Source organism: Parasphingopyxis algicola (assembly GCF_013378075.1).
In the GTDB taxonomy this organism is placed as follows: domain Bacteria; phylum Pseudomonadota; class Alphaproteobacteria; order Sphingomonadales; family Sphingomonadaceae; genus Parasphingopyxis; species Parasphingopyxis algicola.
The window spans coordinates 1,856,533-1,873,193 of the sequence record NZ_CP051131.1 but is presented as its reverse complement, the minus strand read 5'-3'; the positions used below and the strand labels follow the sequence as shown (position 1 = coordinate 1,873,193).

Sequence of the window (16,661 nt, the reverse complement as noted above, 5' to 3'; positions counted from 1 at the left end):
AGGCCGGTGAAGCCTTAGTCTTCATCCGAGGTTTGTTCCCCCGGCTTGCCAAAGATCATCACGAACCTGTCGGTGCGATCACGCCACATGGAGCGATCGAAAAATGGCTTACTCCGATCATCGGCCGGATTGCGCAGGATATCCGATTCTGCTTCAAACACGAACCCGACATCCAAAAGCCTTTCGGTCAAATAGCGCTGGTCGATCCGATGGATCCCGTTTTGGTCGACGGCAGCTGATACCGTCGTTTCCGGTTGCGCCGAATGATCAACGACAAGCAGCCGGCCACCGGGCCGCAGGATGCGGAACAGTTCGGCAAAGCCGGACGATTCGGGTCGGCGCGACATCCAGTAATAATCATGCAGGCTGAGTATGGCCGAAATGCTGTCGACGCTTCCGTTGGCGAACGGGAGCGCCTCCAGTTCGCCTTCGATCCATTCCGCATTGGAAAGTTCACCGCTCTCGATCCGGTTTCGTATCGGGACGAGTTGGTCCGGCGGCGTAAGCTGCAAAACCAGGGCGTTGTTGTGATGATAGACCCGGCCTTCGCGCCCGACCAGGACACTGAGTATCTCGGTATAATATCCTTGGGCCGCGAGCAGTTCCAGATGAACAGCGCCGGGTTCGACACCAAAAAAGCTCAGCACTTCGCATGGTCTTCTGCCCTCGTCGCGGTTGCTGTTCGTCTCGATCCGGCCCGGCTCCTCTACCGCGTTCTGGACATCCGGCTCGCAGGTTGCCTCGGCATGCGCAGGTGCGATTGGCGAAAGAAGAGAGATGGTCATGGTCAGAAGCGGGACAACGCAACGCCAACCATGTCGTCGGTTTTGGTATCCGATGGATGATACCCGATCCGCCGGAGCCTTGGTCGAAGCGGCGGCGATTGAACCGCGGCTCTGCATGCCGATTGCCGTGCGACTATTCGACATAATCGGACAATTGTTCGATGAGTTGATCGAGTTGCTCCACCCGCGCCGCGCGCAGGGTTTGGCCGGGCGCGACACGTTGCTGTGTCCAATACCATTCTGGGGCCGAAGCCCGCAGCGCGAGTTCCTCGTCGGCGTTGCGGGACTGTATGTCCCAATCCCGGCGAAGCGAGCGTAACGTAACCAGCTTTGATGCCAAGACCGACTTCACTTCACTTTCCCGTCCGCTTGCCGCGATCTCTTCCGGAAAGAACCGGTAGATCGAGAACGCTCGAAACGGTGCCGTTGCCGGAGTCGCGGTAATGTGATCCACGATAAGGTCTATGGCCTCGTCTGTTTCGCCGGACGCGAAGTGCCCCCCCGCAAACCCCACGACCTGCTGGGTCACGCCGAACATATCTGCTTCGTTCGGCGCAAATCTCGCCTGATAGTCTCGCATCATCGTCCGGACTTCGTCGGGACGTTCGAAGGCCTGCCGCCGTATCTGCATGGCGCGTTGCCAAGCCAACCTGCCGATCAGATCATCGCGATCGAGCAACGCGGCAAACAAAAGGTCGGCCTCGCGTGGCCGGAAGGTCAGAAAGTTGAGCTCGCCAAGCGCAGCATGCTCGAAAGGATCGGACGGCGGCGGATCGGGATTGAAGTCGATCAGCGCGCGATATTTGCCGACCAGCTCCACCTGGTCACTCCCGCTTCTAATGATACCTGCGGCACGGGCCTCGAACAGCTCGGCAACGGCGGCATCGGCGGCGTCCACCAGTGACAGAACACCGGCGCATTGACAGTCGGGCTCCGTGCTCTGTGCAGTTGCGGACGCAGATATCGGGACGAGAATCGCGGCAAGTACGACCCATCGGAGCGGCACCGATGCCATTGGACCACACATTTTTGGAATTAAGGACATGAACTGTCTCCACTCGAAAGCCGGGTAGAGACAAGCGGAACGCGTGAAGCCGCTGAAGCAGTCTGGTCGTGAACGGTCCCTCCAGGCTGTTCAATGGCGACCGCGCGGCCGTCTATCCGAACTGACCGCGAACTCGGGTTCTTAATTTACGCGAGGCGGAACGGCTCGCAATGACGACTTTTTGGTCCGTAAACACGGTGCGAAGACGTTTGTCGGGATGGCGTTCGAACCTGACGATATGTACCGGATTTCCGAGGCATGCCCGATTAAGCTTCAGAAAGCCGGCGGGCTCAAGCCGCGACGCCAAATAGCTCAGGCTGATATCGAGGCAATGTTCGCGCCCATCTCCGGTCTGGAGACACGCATAACCGTCGCGCGCCGCGATCCGCATCACTTCCGTGATGGATACGGGTATGATCCGCTGACCGGTCCGAACATAAAAGGTCTCCAGGGCTTGCTGATCGTCGGCGACGGCGGCAATCCGTTTGCTCGCCTCGCCGGCGCTGGCCATCTCGCACCCCTCTGCGATCCGCCCCAGTGTTATTTCGAGCCTCTCAGGTTCGATCGGCTTGAGCACATAATCGATGGCGCCGAGCTCGAAGGCGGCGATAGCGTGTTCGTCATGGGCCGTGGTGAAGACCACGCCTATCCGGGGATCGATCTGACGCACGAAATCGAGACCTGACATACCCGGCAGGCGAATATCGACGAAGATAAGCCGCGGGCGTTCGCGTTCGATCATTGCAAAAGCATCATTTGCCGAGCCGGCGATGCCCGCAATGTTTAGCCAATCGCCAGCGAGTTCGGTAAGCATGGATTTCAGGGCGCCAGCGGCAAGCGGTTCGTCTTCGAGAATAAGGCTGGGGATCGCCGGCATTAGTCGTCGGCTCCCCATGCTGGCAGCATTATCACGGCAAGATAGCGGCCTTCCGCTGCCTCAAAACGCCAGTTTGCCGAAGGATCGAATTGGCGGAGCCGGGTTTTTACATATTCGAGGCCGAAAGATGCCGCACCATGGCCGCTTTCTTGTTCGCTTGGCGGCATCTCATTGGTCAGCCGAACTTCCAATTGCATGCCCAGCCGGTTGGCTGCGATCTCGATCGTCCCGCCCGCCTCCATTGGTTCGATACCGTGGCCGATGGCGTTTTCGATAAGCGGCTGCAGGATCAGCGCCGGGATCTCGCAGTCGAGTGTATCGTCGTCAATCTGTTCCTTAACAGTCAAACGGTTGCCAAGCCGCATCTTCTGTAATTGCAGATAAATCCGGCACAATTCCAGTTCACGTTTCAGCGAATGCGACCTGTCGGCATCGGCCTTTACGGTTTCGCGCAGCAGGATTGCGAGCTGCCGATGCGCGTCTTCCGCCAGGTCGGTATCGGTGCGCAGCAGGTGGCGGATGGCGTTCAGGGTATTGAACAGAAAATGGGGGTCGAACTTCGCCAGCGTCGTTCGCACCTCGGCCTCGATTTCGGTTCTCTTGCGAGCATCGGCAGACATCATCGCGTGGCACAGGGCGACGAGCAGAAGATAGATCAACACACCCGCCAAATAGTGCCAATGCACGGCGTGCGCCGGGGGCATGAAGAAGGCGGCCTTTCCGGCAACCGCCAAGGCCGTCATCATGCGGGTGGACCACATGACCAGTATCCAAAGCGCCGGATAAAGGACCATGGTCAGCGTATGTATGAAAACCAAACCGAGCGGACGAAACTGCGCTTCGGCGAGGCGGTAGGTCAGTTGGATGACAAGAATACCGAGAAGCCCAGCCGGCACAGCTACGAGAAAACCGAACGATAAGGCCGACACGATAGAATGCGTGCCGGCCATGATGTGCATGCCGGCAAACGCGGCGGCAAATACCAGCCAGCCTAACAGATAGAGCGACCAAAAATACCAAGAGGGCTGTGACGTTATAGGAGGCTTTGCGATCAACATATCGATGAGGTGATCTTTAGCAGGTCGCCTCAACGATATGGTCAGAAAATCTCTCGATTGGGCCAAATCGGGAGCCAAATGGCTCTCACTATCTCCGATTTCTGTTCCTGTTTGTCGCTTCTGGGGGCAAAGCTGATATACGATGGAGCAGGAGCAAGCCTGATAAAAAGGCGATTACGTTCGGCACAGCAAAATAGCTGCAATTAATCCGAGCCGGTGACCTGCCATATCGGGGTGATTCACCGGCGAGTTGGCATAAGCAGCAAATTATTTCATTCCATTAAGCTGTTGATTTTATTATATAATTTTTGGCGGAGCGGGTGGGATTCGAACCCACGATAGGGGGTTACCCTATACACACTTTCCAGGCGTGCGCCTTCGACCACTCGGCCACCGCTCCGCATATCCTGGCAAGCGGTTGCACCTAGAGCGAGCGCGGCGCTGGCGCAAGGGGCATCAGCATGGCAAAAGGCGCCCATGAACAAGCTCTTCCTGCTCGCCGCCGCGCCGCTTCTGCTTGCCGCGCAGACCCCGGAAACTCCTCAATCCCCGGCCGGGATCGTCGCCGCGACGACGGCCGAGGATTGGCGGCCGATTGCGTCGCACAATCTGTTGGTGATGACCCTGGAAAGCGGGTCGGAGATATTCATCGAACTCGCGCCGAGTTTCGCGCCGATCCATGTTGCCAATATCCGTAGGCTGGCCGGGGAAGGCTGGTATGACGGGATCAGCATCAACCGGGTGCAGGACAATTACGTGGTCCAATGGGGCGATGCGAGTGGCGCGAAGCCGCTGCCCGAAGGCGTGGAGACCGAACCGCCTGCAGAATATGAATTTCCCATGGAAGAGGTCTGGCTCTCGGCTTTTTCCTCGGTTCAGCAGAACAATTACGAACCGATTTCCGGTTATCTCGCCGGCTGGCCTGTCGGGCATGGCCCGCGGGAAGATGGCCGGCGCAGCGGAACGCTCGTCCATTGCTACGGTATGGTCGGCGTCGGTCGCGGCGACGATCCCGATACCGGGACCGGGGCCGAACTCTATACGGTGATCGGCCACGCGCCGCGCCATCTCGACCGCAATATCGCGCTGGTCGGCAGGGTCGTCGAAGGTATCGAGCATCTCTCCAGCCTGCCGCGCGGCACCGGCCCTCTCGGTTTCTACGAAGAGGAAGCCCAGCGTGTGCCTATCGTTTCGGTGCGACTCGCCAGCCAGCTGCCCGAGGCCGAACAGCCGCGTTTCGAAGTCATGCGGAGCGATACCGAGGCGTTCCGTGCCTATGTGAATGCGCGAGCGAACCGGACCGGCTGGTTTGTCCGGCCAGCAGGCGCCGTCGACGTCTGCAACGTCAACCTGCCGATCCGGCGGGCGGCGGACGGTTAAGCATCTTTGCCGGACCGGGACGGCCGGTTAACCATCTATTATTGTTACTTTACCCTAAAAGTTGCCTAGCCGGAAAGCTGCAGTTTTTCGGATAGAGGGGCAACGCAGTGGCGGATGCCGACATATCTTTGCCCCGCTGGATGCAGGGGCCTTGGGCGAAAGAGGCGCCGATATGGTCCGCTGAGACGGAATCGGCATCGCTGATCCGGCCGGAAGAATTGGCTGCAGACCATCTCGTATTGCGTCGGGTCCTTTCGGTTTCCACGCGCCGGTCGCGCCCGGCGATCTCCGGCTTGGCTGCGGCGCTGCTAGCGCTGATCGGACTGGTGACGTTGAGCGCAGCCGGACTCGCAACGCCCGAGACCGGATTGACCGTCCGCCTCCCCGAAGCGACGCCTTTTGCCGAATTGGTGGGGCGGAGCGATGACGGGTCCGGCTTGCCGCTCGCCCTCACCGAGGCGGAGCAGGAAGCGATTCGGGCAGCGATCGAGGCCGAGCTCGCAACGCATTCCGGCTATGAGGGACCGGTGCCCGCAGGCATGGTGTTTCGGGCCGCCAGCAGCACCGATCGGGAGCGCGCGCTGCAATGCATGACCCAGGCCATCTATTACGAGGCCGGTACCGAGCCGGAAGCGGGACAACGCGCCGTCGCTCAGGTCGTGCTGAACCGCGTTCGCCACCCGAGCTATGCGAACAGTATCTGCGGCGTGGTTTATGAGGGCAGCGAGCGCAGCACTGGCTGCCAGTTCACCTTCACCTGCGACGGCGCGCTGGCCAGGCGACCGGTGGCGAGTATCTGGGCGCGGGCCCAGCGCTATGCCCGCGAAGCGATCGACGGGCGCGCATTCAGCGAGGTCGGCTATGCGACCCATTATCACACGCTCGATATCTGGCCCTATTGGGGGCGGCGACTGACGATGACCAACATGATCGGCCGACATCTCTTTCACCGATTACGTGGATCCGCCGGCGGCCCGGGTGCCTTCACCGTTCGCTACTCCGGCCGCGAGCCGGCGCCCCGGCCATGGCGGCCGCGGACCCGGGATGTCGCGTCGGCGGGGCCGGCGGAGACCGAGGCGCAGGTCGAGGACGGGTTGCCGCCGGCTCCGGTTGCGCTCGACACTATCGCCAATTCCGGTCTTTCGCGTGAGCCTGACAATCTTCCCGGCAGCCGGCCGATCGAGAACGCGCTGCCGGACTCGCGGATACGGCCCGAATATCGCGACAGCGGGCGCTGGATCGGCGGCTAGCGGAGAGTCAGCTCGTCGGCGCGGATCTCGACCGTCCCGACACGTTCCAGAAAGCTCTGGCCGAGCAGGGAGACGGGCAGGTTGGTTTCAGCGACCATGGCGCGGACGTTCCGGCTGTCGACTGGTCCCAGCGCGATCCGATCTATCGTGACGGGCTTCAGCGCGATTTGGCCGCCGGCGGTTTGCGCCCTCGCCGTGAATTCCCCGGGCCGCGCCTGAATCCCGGCGCGCTGCGCATCGGCGCGCGACAGGATGACGCTGCTCGCGCCGGTGTCGATCAGCATCCGGCTGGTCGCGCCGTTGATGCGCACATCGGCATAGAAGTGTCCGTCGGCTGCACGGCGGGTCGTGAAATGCGCGGAACCGTTGCCGGCTCGCTGCTGATCAGGCTGCGTATCGTCGGTATTTGATCCGATATCGGCGGACGCCAATTCGACCGGTACCGGTTCGGCGCTGCGTTCCCCGCCGAGAAAGGCGAGTGCGAGCATCACGATGCCGGCAATCGGGAGCAGCTTGTCCATGCGCCGAATATAGCGCCCGGAGGTTAAGCAGGCCTTTCCGGCCTAGCAAGGTCGGATCATGCCGCGAGCGGCGCAAATGCGTCGGTCTTGCCGCGGCTGCGGAACAGGCCGGTCCCGGTGGTGAGGCCGTTTTCCAGAGGAAGCGCGGTCGCGCAAAAGGCGCATTCCGCGCTCATCCGTCCGACGATCCAGTGCGAGCGGCCGCAACCGGGGCAATGGTTGGTTTCGTTCGCACGATAGACGATGCGATATCCCAACCGGGCCGGGGCAAGGGCGTTCTGGTCGTGATACATCGATTTTCTCCTCATCGTTCCTGTCGGTGGAACGAGGCTGAGTATCGATGAGCGGAGATGAATCGGCTGTGACCGGAATCACCGGTTTCCGTTCATCTTTGCCGACTATTCGGGATGCGTTTCCCTTGGCCCGTTGCGCATTCTCTGGAGCTGGCGAGTGCTGTTGTTGGTGGAACGCGTGTTGGGCTGCCGCGCGGGAGCGGCATTGCGCGGCGCGGTCGGTCTGGCGCTTGGCGGTCCCCGGCGTCCGCCGCCACTTCCGGCGTCATTGCGGCGATTGTTGACCACAGGAGGGTAGGGACCTCGATAGCCCGCCTGGCCGCGATCGCGCCGGCCTTCCCGCCCGCGCCGGCGCTGATCGCGATTCGCGCCATCGCGGTTCCTGCGGTAACCCTGCCGCCCGTCATGGCCGCCTCTCGCGTGGCGTCTGCCTTCCCAATGGCTGCGATGCCGGTCGCCCCAGCGATGGCGATGTCCGCGGCGGTCATAGATGTAATAGGAATAGCCGGGATAATAGAAACCGTCATACCAGCCATAGGGGCCGTAGCGGTTATGGTAGAATATGCTGCCATAGCCGAAGCCGTTGCGCGCGATGTAGCCGGCGTCCTCGCAATCGGCGTACAGATAGCCTTGCTTGTCGTAACATTCGTCGGGATAGGCACCGCCAGCGTAGCGGTCGCCATAATAGCCGGTGCCGTAACCGTCATAGATCGCACAGCCCGAAAGCGCTGCGGCCGCGCCGAAAAGCAGTGATATCTTCATGATGCGGATTGAAGCCATAACGATCCTCGGCACCCTCCATTCGAACGATCGTCTATGGCCGGTGTCGATTGAACCTTCTCTGAACCGCGCGACCGAGCCGGACTGCGTTCAGCGGCGTTCGGCGCTGCTCAGAAAGGCTTCCATACGCTGCAGGCCCTGGCCGGTCAGATCGATGGCTTTGGGCCCCGGGCCTGCCACGCCATCCTCGACCCGGACCAGTCCGGCATCGCTCAGATCCTCGATCGCCTTCATGCACTCCGCCTCGGAGAGGCGATTGCCGGCGCTCAGGGATGCCAGGGTCACTCGCAGGCTTTCCCGCCTCTTGATGTAGATCGTCAGAAATACGTCCCAGGCCGGGTTCCGGAACAGGCTGCTGTCGATATAGATGTCGCGCAACTTGTTCATGTTGCAAATGAAATTGGCGAGGTCGCCCGGCGATGTTCGGCGCGCCTCGCTCTTGACGACCGACAGGTCTTCGCTGGCCGCGCTATGCGGCCGATATGTATGTTCGTCCATCGAATATTTCCTGTGCGCGTCGACAAAACGGCGGTCTTGAATCTCTTTTCGGTCGCGAAGGACCGGGATAGGACCGCCAAAGCAGCGACACGCGTCAAATGTGTAAATTCGGCGGAACCGATTCACGGCGATTGGGGGGGAGCCGCCAACCGGTTCCTTTGGCGGCTCCCTATAGAAGCAATGTCGCCGTCGCACGTCACGTAGCTACGTGACAATTATGTCCCGTATTGATTTCAGGGATTTATCAGGCCGCATCCAATCCCGCGAATGGCCGCTGTCGTGCGGTCCGAAACATCGAGCTTGTCGTAGATTCGGCGCAGATGCGTATCGACGGTGTTTCCCGAGATACCGAGAATCTTGGCGATCGAGCTGTTGCTCTTGCCGCGCGCGACCCATTCGAGGATCTCTGTTTCCCGGCGGGACAGAGATATATCCACGCAATCGTCGGCGGCCAACAGTTCGCAATATCGCTGATAGGCGATTTGCGCGACGATCTGGAATTCATGCAAGTCTTCCTCGCCAATGGCGGTATCTTCGGTGTCGAGGGCGATCCCGATATAGCCGTGGCGCCCGCGCGGTCCGAATACCGGGATGGCGATACCGTCGCCAACGTCCAAACGCCGGAATTCGTCGAGCACAGCCTGCTCCTCCGGTTCCAGCTTGCGCATCTTGCCGATATCCGACCAGCGAAACGGTGTCGGATGATTGCGGGCGTGCAGCGGTATCGGGTCGCGCTTGTAAAGCTCGCCCTCGATATATCGCTGCGTCCATTCCTCGGGATAGCCTTTTGTCCGGACCGTTCTGGCTCCGCCGGCGGATACGCCGGCGGGTGGAATATGAATGGCACAAAGACGCGTGATCCCACGCGTTTCGAAGAAGGTGACGAACGCGTCCCACAATATGTCCGGATCATCGGCAACGCGCATTGCCGCGTAGAATTCCTGCACCACAAACCCCGGATATCAGAAGCCCAATCCCGGTCGGGAGGACGGGCGGAATGAACTCGTAACTAGCATTTTCCCGGGAATTCCGGAAACGGGGCCGCGATACGCCGGACATAGTTTTGAAATCGTTATGCTTTCAACCGTACGAGCCTGTTTCGCCAATGAAAAAGGGGCCCGCGAGCGAGCCCCTTTTCCTTTGCCGGTGATTCGGCGGATTAGTCCTTGGTGATGAACTCGGGCAGTTCGCCGGCTTCGGCTTCCTTGCCGCCCTTGTCCTCGTTTCGGTCGCCGCGGTCCCGGCGTGGGCCACGGCCACGGCCGCCTCCACCGCCGCGTCCGCCACGGCCACCCTTGTCACCGCGCGGTTCGCGCGGGGGACGGGTGTCTTCTAGCTCTTCGCCGGTTTCCTGGTCGACGACGCGCATCGACAGGCGGACCTTGCCGCGGCCATCGATCTCGAGGACCTTGACCTTGACTTCCTGGCCTTCCTCGAGCTCGTCCGACACCTTCTCGACGCGCTCATTCTTGATTTCCGAGACATGGACGAGGCCGTCCTTCTGTCCCATGAAATTCACGAACGCGCCGAAATCGACGATGTTGACGACCTTGCCGTCGTAAACCTTGCCGACTTCCGGTTCCTCGACAATGCCTTCGATCCACTTGCGCGCGGCTTCGATCTCGTTGACGTCCGAAGACGACAGCTTGATCACGCCTTCGTCGTCGATATCGACCTTGGCGCCCGTTTCGGCGACGATCTCGCGGATCACCTTGCCGCCCGTACCGATAACGTCGCGGATCTTTTCCTTGTCGATCTGCATCGTCTCGATCCGCGGCGCGAAGTCCGAAAGCTCGGTGCGCGTGGTGTCGAGAGCCTTGGACATCTCGCCCAGGATATGAGCGCGGCCGCCATTGGCCTGTTCCAGAGCGGTTTTCATGATCTCTTCGGTGATACCGGCGATCTTGATGTCCATCTGGAGCGAGGTGATGCCCTTCTCGGTACCCGCGACCTTGAAGTCCATGTCGCCGAGATGATCCTCGTCACCAAGAATGTCGGAGAGAACGGCGAAATCATCGCCTTCGAGGATCAGGCCCATGGCGATACCGGACACCGGCCGCTTGAGCGGCACACCGGCATCCATCATCGCGAGGCTGCCGCCGCAGACGGTCGCCATCGAGGACGAGCCGTTGGACTCGGTGATGTCGGACAGGACGCGGATCGTATACGGAAATTCCTCCGCATCGGGCAGCACCGGATGGAGCGCGCGCCAGGCGAGCTTGCCATGACCGGTCTCGCGGCGGCTGGTAAAGCCGAAGCGGCCCACTTCGCCGACCGAATAGGGCGGGAAGTTATAGTGGAGCATGAACGGCGAATAGGAGAGGCCGTTGAGGCCGTCGATCATCTGCTCGGCGTCCTTGGTACCGAGCGTCGTCGTCACGATCGCCTGCGTTTCGCCGCGGGTGAACAGGGCCGATCCATGCGTGCGCGGGAGGAAATGGACCATCGCTTCGATCGGGCGAACCTCGTCGAGCTTGCGGCCATCGATGCGGCTACCGTCCTTGATGATCGCGCCGCGAACGATTTCGGCCTCGAGCTTCTTGACCACCTTGCCGGCCGTCATCTGCGTCTGGCCGTCTTCCTCGGCAAAGGCTTCCTTCGCCTTGTCGCGGGCAGCATTCAGCGCGTCCGAGCGTTCCGACTTGTCGGTCAGCTTGTAGGCGGCGGCGATATCGTCGCGGACGAGATCGCGAAGCTGCTGCTTCATGCCGTCCTGGTCTTCCGGCTGGGCCAGTTCCCAGGGTTCCTTCGCGGCCTGCTCCGCGAGCGAGATGATCGCATCGATCACCGGCTTGGATTCCTCATGCGCGAACATGACGGCGCCGAGCATGACGTCTTCGGGAAGCTCTTTCGCTTCCGATTCCACCATCAGAACGGCATTCTGCGTACCGGCGACCACGAGATCGAGCTCGCCCTCGGCAACTTCGTCCATGCTCGGGTTGAGCTGGTACTCGCCATCCTTGTAACCGACGCGCGCGGCGGCGATCGGGCCCATGAACGGCAGGCCGGAGATTGTCAGCGCGGCCGAGGCGGCGACCATCGCAAGGATGTCCGGCTCGTTCTCGCCGTCATAGGAGAGAACCTGCGCGATCACGTTGATCTCGTTGTAAAAGCCTTCGGGGAAAAGCGGACGGACCGGGCGGTCGATAAGACGGCAGGTCAGCGTTTCCTTTTCCGTGGAACGGCCCTCGCGCTTGAAGAAGCCGCCCGGAATGCGTCCGGCGGCCGAATATTTTTCCTGATAATGCACGGTCAGCGGGAAGAAATCCTGCCCTTCGCGCACCGATTTAGCGGCCGTGACTGCGCACAGCACCACCGTGTCGCCGAGCTGCGCGAGCACCGCGCCGTCGGCCTGACGGGCCACGCGGCCCGTTTCGAGGGTCAGCTTCTGGCCGCCCCATTCCGTTTCGACTTTCTTTACGTCAAACATCTTTTCTTCTTCACTTTCTTCGCGCCGACCGCCCTATGCGGTTCGGCGTTTCTTTGCAGGGGCAGTACCGGCCCTGCGCGGTCTGGAAGCTTTCGCGCTTCCCTTTGATATGGCCGCGTGCCGGATTGCCCGCGGTCCAAATGCGAAAACGGCCCCGAAGACGGAGCCGTTCTCCAGATTATTTACGAAGGCCGAGCTTCTTGATGAGGTCCTGATAGCGACCCTCATCCACGTTGCGCAGATAGCTGAGCAAGTTGCGGCGTTTGTTGACCAGCATCAGCAGCCCGCGACGCGAATGATGGTCCTTGTGGTGACCCTTGAAATGGTCGGTCAGGTTGGTGATCCGTTCGGTCAGGATAGCCACCTGGACCTCGGGAGAACCGGTATCGCCCTCTTCGCGGGAGTGTTCCTTGATTACTTCGGCCTTGCGTTCGGCGGTAATCGACATCGTTTCATTCCTTTCAGTCTTTGTGCGAGCAGCCCTGTAAACAGGAAGCTCGGTGTCTTTGTGCGAGCAATCCCGTAAACGGGCAGCTCGGGAGTTGTTCCACGAGCGTCCGGCCAATCCGGAAAGCCCGTTAGAGATTGAACCCGCGCACCACCTTCAGCTCGATCCCGTCGCATTCGACGAGGGCAACCGGAACAGACTGGTCGGTTGCAAGATAAAGCCCGGCAGTGGCGGAAACCCCGATCACCCGCTGCCCCATGCGGAGCTGCCTTGCCTGATCGGGAGCGACGGAAAGAGCCGGGATGTCGTCCAGCCCTGCCGCCAATGGCAAGAGTGCCTGTTCAAGGCAGCGGCTCTTAGCGAGTTCGTCCAGTTTGTCCAGCGAAATCGCGCTTTTCAGCGTAAAGGGTCCGGCCTTGCTGCGGCGCAACATAGTGACATGCCCGACCGTATTCAAGGCGCGCGCGATATCGCGCGCCAGGGATCGGATATAAGTGCCCTTGGAGACATGGGCGGTAAGGATGATTTCATCCACTGTGCTCCGGCGAAGGCCGGAGCAGACCAAACTGTGTACCGTCACCGCTCGGGTTTTCATCTCGACATCCTCTCCGGCCCGGGCGCGGGCATAGGCTGGTTTGCCATTGATCTTGAGCGCGGAATATTTGGGCGGGATTTGTTCTATCGGACCGGTGAATTGCGGCAGAACCGCTTCGAGCTCGGCCAGGGAAGGGCGGTTGCCCGAGCGCTCGGTGACCTCGCCCTCGGCATCGAGCGTGTCCGTCTCCGTGCCGAAGCCGATGGTGAAGTCATATATCTTGTCGCTGTCGAGCATCCGCCCGGCAAGCTTCGTTGCCTCGCCCAGCGCGATCGGCAGAACGCCGCTTGCGAGTGGATCGAGCGTCCCGCCATGCCCGACTTTCACCTTGGTATAGCCGCCTCCGCGCAATGCCCGTTTCACCGCCGACACGCACGGCGTCGAACCGATGCCGACAGGCTTGTCGAGGATCAGCCAGCCATGCAGGGCGGGTTTTATTCCCGGTTCGTCCATTCGTCGGCCAATAGCCCGAAAATCGCCGTGTCGCGAACATAACCGGTCCAGGTGATGCGGTTCTGCCGCAAGGTGCCTTCATGGGTCGCACCAAGCTTGAGAACCGCCGCCATGGATCGCTTGTTGCGCGCATCGACGCGGAACTCGATCCGGGTGTAACCGCAGGCGATCGCGTGATCGATCATCAGCGTCTTCATGGTGCGGTTGAACGGTCCGCCGCGGACTTCGGGCACGATATAGGTACCGCCGATTTCGAGCACGGGCTGAAAGCGACCGGGCTCGATATAGTTGGTCATGCCGACGACCGTGTCGCCGTCCAGTACCGCATAGTTCACCCAGCCTCGGGTCCGCGACAATTCGCCGATGCGATCGAAACCCGGATCGAAATGCTCGCCCAGCATCGAGAAGGGGTAGATCTCCCAGATGGCGGGATCGGCGGCGCAGGCTGCACGCAGACCCTCGCGATGGTCTTCGGTCCGCAGTTCGAGGCGGACATTTCCGCCGGACAGCGGCGCGGCGAGTTTGTCGGGATCGGCAGGCATGGGAGGCCCAGTTGCAAGCGATTATGGCCTGTGCGGGGCGAAGCGGCGGCGATGCGAGGGCTATTCCGCCCCGCTTTCGTCCTCGTCGCTATTCTCCTCGGCTTCCTCGTCGGGATCGGGAATCCGGACGAGGCTGCGGACGCGGCAGCGCTGGTCGCGCGTGATCACGCTGCTGTACCGGTCGAAACTCCCGTCGAAATTGGTATCGAATCCGATCGCTTCGGTGAAGCGCAGGCCCCGGCATGGCCCGAAGAATTCGGCGCGATACCAGCGGCCGTTATTGGCCTCGATCAACAGTACGTCGCGCTCGGGCGCCCGCCAGTTGCGGATCGACCTGTCGGCGAAGGGGATGCGCGCCTGTTCGGGTTCGGCGGCTTCCGCCCCGTCCTGATGATGGTCATAGGCGGCGGCCGGTGCGGCCAGCATCGCCAAGGCGGCAAGGGCAAGCGCGTTTTTCATAGGACGCCGCCTATCAGCGTCTGTCTGAACACGGGCTGAGTATCCGGGCCGCCCGTGATAGAAGGACGCGATGTCGAAGGAGCCCATTTATGGCCGATTATGAATATCACCTCGTCACCGAAGCCAATGCCATGCTGCTCGACGCGGTCGAAAAGAGGGTCTTCGAGGCGCCCGTTCGCGCCGATTTCCTGAGCACGTGTCTGGCGAACCCCAACCAGTTCCTGATCGTCGCGGAAGCGGAGGGCAGGGTGATCGGCAAGGCGCTCGCCTACATCTTCCATTTTCCGGACAAGCCCAGCGAGATCTATGTCGAGGAGATCGACGTCGCCAAGGACTGGCGGCGCAAGGGCATCGCGACCGGCCTGATGGACGCCGTCGGCGCGGAAGGCCGGAAGCGCGGGATCGCCGAATATTGGCTGATCACCGAGAAGGACAATGACCGGGCGCGCTCGCTATATGAGCAAAAGGCCCATCGCCGGCAGAAGAGCATCTGGTACGAATTCTACTGTTAGGTCGCCATCCGCTCCATGAAATGTTTGCGACATAGCGCGACATAGCGGTCATTGCCGCCGATCTCGGTCTGCGCTCCGGCCCGCACGGCTTCGCCGCGCTCGTCGATACGCAGGTTCATCGTCGCCTTCTTTCCGCAATCGCACACGGCCTTGAGTTCGATCAGAGAGTCGGCAAGGGCGAGCAAGGTTGCCGATCCTTCGAACAGTTCGCCCTGGAAATCAGTCCGCAGTCCATAAGCGAGAACCGGAATATTCGACGTATCGGCGAGGCGCGCGCACTGCCAGACCTGCTCCTTGGTCAGGAACTGCGCCTCGTCGATCAGGAGGCAGGCCAGCGGCGTTTCGCGATGCTCTTCGAGCACCGCCTTCTCGATATCGCTGGCCTCGTCGAAACGATGGGCGTCGCTGTGCAGGCCGATGCGCGAACTGATCGCGCCGAAGCCCGGGCGGTTGTCGAGCGCCGCGGTCCACAGCATGACCCGCATGCCGCGCTCGCCGTAGTTGAAGGCAGCCTGGAGCAGGGTCGACGACTTCCCCGCATTCATCGACGCATAGTAGAAATAGAGCTTGGCCACGCGGCGAGCCTAGCGCCCCATGGCTGCGCTCGCCAAGCCTATTCCCCCCAGGCCAGGCCGACCGCATGACCGCGGACGGCTGTCGGCCATTTGGCCGTCAGCGTCTCGAACCGCGCCCGGTCGTTGGCGTAAAGGGCGCGGATCGATTCCTCGAAATGCGGATAATCGCCGGCCATCGCGCTCAGGAAATGATAGGCTGCGTCGCGCTTCGAGCGGTCCGGCAGGCCCGCCTTCCGCGCTGCATCGACCAGTTTGCGGAGCACCGCCGAGGCGCCGCCCGGCTGCTTGGCCAGCCATTCCCAGTGCCGGGGGAGCAGGGTCACTTCCCTGGACGTCACGCCGAGCTTCGGCCGCCCGCGTTTCGGCGCCGGCGATTCTTTCTCCAGCTCGCGCAGATCGAAATCGACCTGCTGTCCGGTCTCGTCGTCGAACACCAGGATGTCGGACGCCCGCTCGATCTCCGGCATGTCTCGCAGCGTCTCGACGATATGGTTGTGCGAGCCGGTTGCGAGCCAGCTGTCGGTCACGAATGCGGTATAGCTTGTCATCATAGCCTCCTGAACGGAGCGCTATTTATGTCCGGGTAAAAATAGAGTCAATATATCCGGATAATATTATTCTTCCTCGCCCAGATCCTGCGCCACCTTGGGGTCGCGCAGCAGGGTGTCGATCTTGCCGCCCTCGTCGAAGCTTTCGTCGAGAATGAATTTGAGGGCCGCAGCATATTTGGTGTTCACGCGCCGCGAGACTTCGCCCCGCAGATAGCGGACATTCTTCTTGAGCGCCGCCAGCACCTCCTCCTCGTCGCCGCCGAGCAGCGGCTTTACGAAGACGGTGGCATGTTTGAGGTCGGGCGACATGCGCACTTCGGTCACGCTGACCATATGCGTGGCAAGCACCTCGTCATGCACATCGCCGCGGGCGAGGATTTCGGACAGCACATGGCGGACGCGTTCGCCCACGCGCAGCAATCGTACGGATTGGGTGTCGTCGCTTTTCATTGGCCGTCTCTGTGCGTCCCGCTTGTCAGCGCCGCGCCGAGACTACCGATGGTGTCAGGCGCAGCCTATTTCTTGCCGCCCTTGTCGGTTGGCTTGCCCTTGTCGCCCATCTTCGCTCTCCCACGCCTGGAGAAGCCAGCCTAGGCGCGAAAAGAGATG

The 16,661-nt window shown here is 61.3% G+C and carries 20 protein-coding genes and 1 tRNA gene; 3 read left to right on the top strand and 18 right to left on the bottom strand.

The window, feature by feature from the left end; genetic code table 11:
• Positions 1–14 precede the first annotated feature (14 nt).
• From HFP57_RS09300 to HFP57_RS09280, 5 genes are all read right to left on the bottom strand, one after another.
• Positions 15–902, bottom strand: coding sequence for a methyltransferase domain-containing protein (locus tag HFP57_RS09300; RefSeq protein WP_176869510.1), 888 nt, complete (start codon positions 900–902; stop codon positions 15–17).
• Between the two features lie 16 nt (positions 903–918).
• Positions 919–1,830, bottom strand: coding sequence for a hypothetical protein (locus tag HFP57_RS09295; protein ID WP_176869509.1), 912 nt, complete (start codon positions 1,828–1,830; stop codon positions 919–921).
• Positions 1,831–1,942: 112 nt separating this feature from the next.
• Entirely contained in the window at positions 1,943–2,707 is a 765-nt protein-coding gene (locus HFP57_RS09290) for a LytR/AlgR family response regulator transcription factor (RefSeq protein ID WP_176869508.1), read from the bottom strand.
• Positions 2,707–3,843 carry a sensor histidine kinase gene (locus HFP57_RS09285; protein ID WP_176869507.1) on the bottom strand — a complete coding sequence of 379 codons (1,137 nt, stop codon included), beginning with the start codon at positions 3,841–3,843 and terminating at the stop codon, positions 2,707–2,709. The genes HFP57_RS09290 and HFP57_RS09285 overlap by 1 nt, the downstream gene beginning before the upstream one ends.
• A 231-nt stretch (positions 3,844–4,074) precedes the next feature.
• Positions 4,075–4,165 (bottom strand) — tRNA-Ser (locus HFP57_RS09280).
• 77 nt (positions 4,166–4,242) lie between these two features.
• Between HFP57_RS09280 and HFP57_RS09275 the strand changes: the two genes are divergently transcribed.
• Both HFP57_RS09275 and HFP57_RS09270 read left to right on the top strand, forming a co-directional pair.
• Entirely contained in the window at positions 4,243–5,145 is a 903-nt protein-coding gene (locus HFP57_RS09275; protein ID WP_176869506.1) for a peptidylprolyl isomerase, read from the top strand.
• A 107-nt stretch (positions 5,146–5,252) separates the two neighbouring features.
• The gene (locus HFP57_RS09270; RefSeq protein WP_246262992.1) at positions 5,253–6,395 is read left to right on the top strand and encodes a cell wall hydrolase; all 1,143 of its coding nucleotides are present in this window, start codon (positions 5,253–5,255) and stop codon (positions 6,393–6,395) included.
• Here the strand turns inward: HFP57_RS09270 and HFP57_RS09265 are convergent.
• From HFP57_RS09265 to HFP57_RS09220, 10 genes are all read right to left on the bottom strand, one after another.
• Positions 6,392–6,916: a retropepsin-like aspartic protease family protein gene (locus HFP57_RS09265; RefSeq protein ID WP_176869505.1), complete on the bottom strand. Its 525-nt coding sequence runs from the start codon at positions 6,914–6,916 to the stop codon at positions 6,392–6,394. The genes HFP57_RS09270 and HFP57_RS09265 overlap by 4 nt on opposite strands.
• A 56-nt stretch (positions 6,917–6,972) precedes the next feature.
• A complete protein-coding gene (locus HFP57_RS09260; protein ID WP_176867845.1) occupies positions 6,973–7,209 on the bottom strand; it encodes a hypothetical protein in 237 nt (78 codons plus the stop codon).
• Between the two features lie 105 nt (positions 7,210–7,314).
• Positions 7,315–7,989 (bottom strand): hypothetical protein, encoded by a 675-nt coding sequence (locus HFP57_RS09255; RefSeq protein WP_218135003.1) that lies wholly within the window; start codon positions 7,987–7,989, stop codon positions 7,315–7,317.
• 90 nt (positions 7,990–8,079) lie between these two features.
• Positions 8,080–8,487, bottom strand: a complete 408-nt coding sequence (locus HFP57_RS09250) for a hypothetical protein (protein ID WP_176869503.1) — start codon at positions 8,485–8,487, stop codon at positions 8,080–8,082.
• Between the two features lie 233 nt (positions 8,488–8,720).
• Positions 8,721–9,434, bottom strand: a complete 714-nt coding sequence (locus HFP57_RS09245; protein WP_176869502.1) for a LuxR family transcriptional regulator — start codon at positions 9,432–9,434, stop codon at positions 8,721–8,723.
• A gap of 212 nt (positions 9,435–9,646) precedes the next feature.
• Positions 9,647–11,917 (bottom strand): polyribonucleotide nucleotidyltransferase, encoded by a 2,271-nt coding sequence (pnp, locus tag HFP57_RS09240; protein WP_176869501.1) that lies wholly within the window; start codon positions 11,915–11,917, stop codon positions 9,647–9,649.
• Positions 11,918–12,095: 178 nt separating this feature from the next.
• A complete protein-coding gene (gene rpsO / locus HFP57_RS09235) occupies positions 12,096–12,365 on the bottom strand; it encodes a 30S ribosomal protein S15 (RefSeq protein ID WP_176869500.1) in 270 nt (89 codons plus the stop codon).
• Positions 12,366–12,495: 130 nt separating this feature from the next.
• Positions 12,496–13,413, bottom strand: coding sequence for a tRNA pseudouridine(55) synthase TruB (truB, locus tag HFP57_RS09230; RefSeq protein ID WP_176869499.1), 918 nt, complete (start codon positions 13,411–13,413; stop codon positions 12,496–12,498).
• Positions 13,395–13,955, bottom strand: coding sequence for a GNAT family N-acetyltransferase (locus HFP57_RS09225; RefSeq protein WP_176869498.1), 561 nt, complete (start codon positions 13,953–13,955; stop codon positions 13,395–13,397). Before HFP57_RS09225 ends, truB begins: the two co-directional genes overlap by 19 nt.
• Before the next feature lie 60 nt (positions 13,956–14,015).
• Positions 14,016–14,414, bottom strand: coding sequence for a DUF6491 family protein (locus tag HFP57_RS09220; protein WP_176869497.1), 399 nt, complete (start codon positions 14,412–14,414; stop codon positions 14,016–14,018).
• 89 nt (positions 14,415–14,503) lie between these two features.
• Between HFP57_RS09220 and HFP57_RS09215 the strand changes: the two genes are divergently transcribed.
• Entirely contained in the window at positions 14,504–14,926 is a 423-nt protein-coding gene (locus tag HFP57_RS09215) for a GNAT family N-acetyltransferase (protein ID WP_176869496.1), read from the top strand.
• Here the strand turns inward: HFP57_RS09215 and HFP57_RS09210 are convergent.
• The 3 genes from HFP57_RS09210 to rbfA all read right to left on the bottom strand — a co-directional run bounded on the left by HFP57_RS09210 (position 14,923) and on the right by rbfA (position 16,502).
• Positions 14,923–15,501: a thymidine kinase gene (locus tag HFP57_RS09210; protein WP_176869495.1), complete on the bottom strand. Its 579-nt coding sequence runs from the start codon at positions 15,499–15,501 to the stop codon at positions 14,923–14,925. The two genes, HFP57_RS09215 and HFP57_RS09210, sit on opposite strands and share 4 nt — an antisense overlap.
• Before the next feature lie 38 nt (positions 15,502–15,539).
• Positions 15,540–16,049: a DUF2239 family protein gene (locus tag HFP57_RS09205; protein ID WP_343045226.1), complete on the bottom strand. Its 510-nt coding sequence runs from the start codon at positions 16,047–16,049 to the stop codon at positions 15,540–15,542.
• A gap of 66 nt (positions 16,050–16,115) precedes the next feature.
• Positions 16,116–16,502, bottom strand: coding sequence for a 30S ribosome-binding factor RbfA (gene rbfA, locus HFP57_RS09200; protein ID WP_176869493.1), 387 nt, complete (start codon positions 16,500–16,502; stop codon positions 16,116–16,118).
• Positions 16,503–16,661: the final 159 nt, after the last annotated feature.

Bases quoted from the DNA above. Each gene is read 5' to 3' on its own strand.
- HFP57_RS09300 (WP_176869510.1), bottom strand. From the start codon at position 902: ATGCAGAGCCGCGGTTCAATCGCCGCCGCTTCGACCAAGGCTCCGGCG.
- HFP57_RS09295 (WP_176869509.1), bottom strand. From the start codon at position 1,830: ATGTCCTTAATTCCAAAAATGTGTGGTCCAATGGCATCGGTGCCGCTC.
- HFP57_RS09290 (WP_176869508.1), bottom strand. From the start codon at position 2,707: ATGCCGGCGATCCCCAGCCTTATTCTCGAAGACGAACCGCTTGCCGCT.
- HFP57_RS09275 (WP_176869506.1), top strand. From the start codon at position 4,243: ATGAACAAGCTCTTCCTGCTCGCCGCCGCGCCGCTTCTGCTTGCCGCG.
- HFP57_RS09265 (WP_176869505.1), bottom strand. From the start codon at position 6,916: ATGGACAAGCTGCTCCCGATTGCCGGCATCGTGATGCTCGCACTCGCC.
- HFP57_RS09260 (WP_176867845.1), bottom strand. From the start codon at position 7,209: ATGTATCACGACCAGAACGCCCTTGCCCCGGCCCGGTTGGGATATCGC.
- HFP57_RS09255 (WP_218135003.1), bottom strand. From the start codon at position 7,989: ATGGCTTCAATCCGCATCATGAAGATATCACTGCTTTTCGGCGCGGCC.
- HFP57_RS09250 (WP_176869503.1), bottom strand. From the start codon at position 8,487: ATGGACGAACATACATATCGGCCGCATAGCGCGGCCAGCGAAGACCTG.
- pnp (WP_176869501.1), bottom strand. From the start codon at position 11,917: ATGTTTGACGTAAAGAAAGTCGAAACGGAATGGGGCGGCCAGAAGCTG.
- rpsO (WP_176869500.1), bottom strand. From the start codon at position 12,365: ATGTCGATTACCGCCGAACGCAAGGCCGAAGTAATCAAGGAACACTCC.
- truB (WP_176869499.1), bottom strand. From the start codon at position 13,413: ATGGACGAACCGGGAATAAAACCCGCCCTGCATGGCTGGCTGATCCTC.
- HFP57_RS09225 (WP_176869498.1), bottom strand. From the start codon at position 13,955: ATGCCTGCCGATCCCGACAAACTCGCCGCGCCGCTGTCCGGCGGAAAT.
- HFP57_RS09220 (WP_176869497.1), bottom strand. From the start codon at position 14,414: ATGAAAAACGCGCTTGCCCTTGCCGCCTTGGCGATGCTGGCCGCACCG.
- HFP57_RS09215 (WP_176869496.1), top strand. From the start codon at position 14,504: ATGGCCGATTATGAATATCACCTCGTCACCGAAGCCAATGCCATGCTG.
- HFP57_RS09205 (WP_343045226.1), bottom strand. From the start codon at position 16,049: ATGACAAGCTATACCGCATTCGTGACCGACAGCTGGCTCGCAACCGGC.
- rbfA (WP_176869493.1), bottom strand. From the start codon at position 16,502: ATGAAAAGCGACGACACCCAATCCGTACGATTGCTGCGCGTGGGCGAA.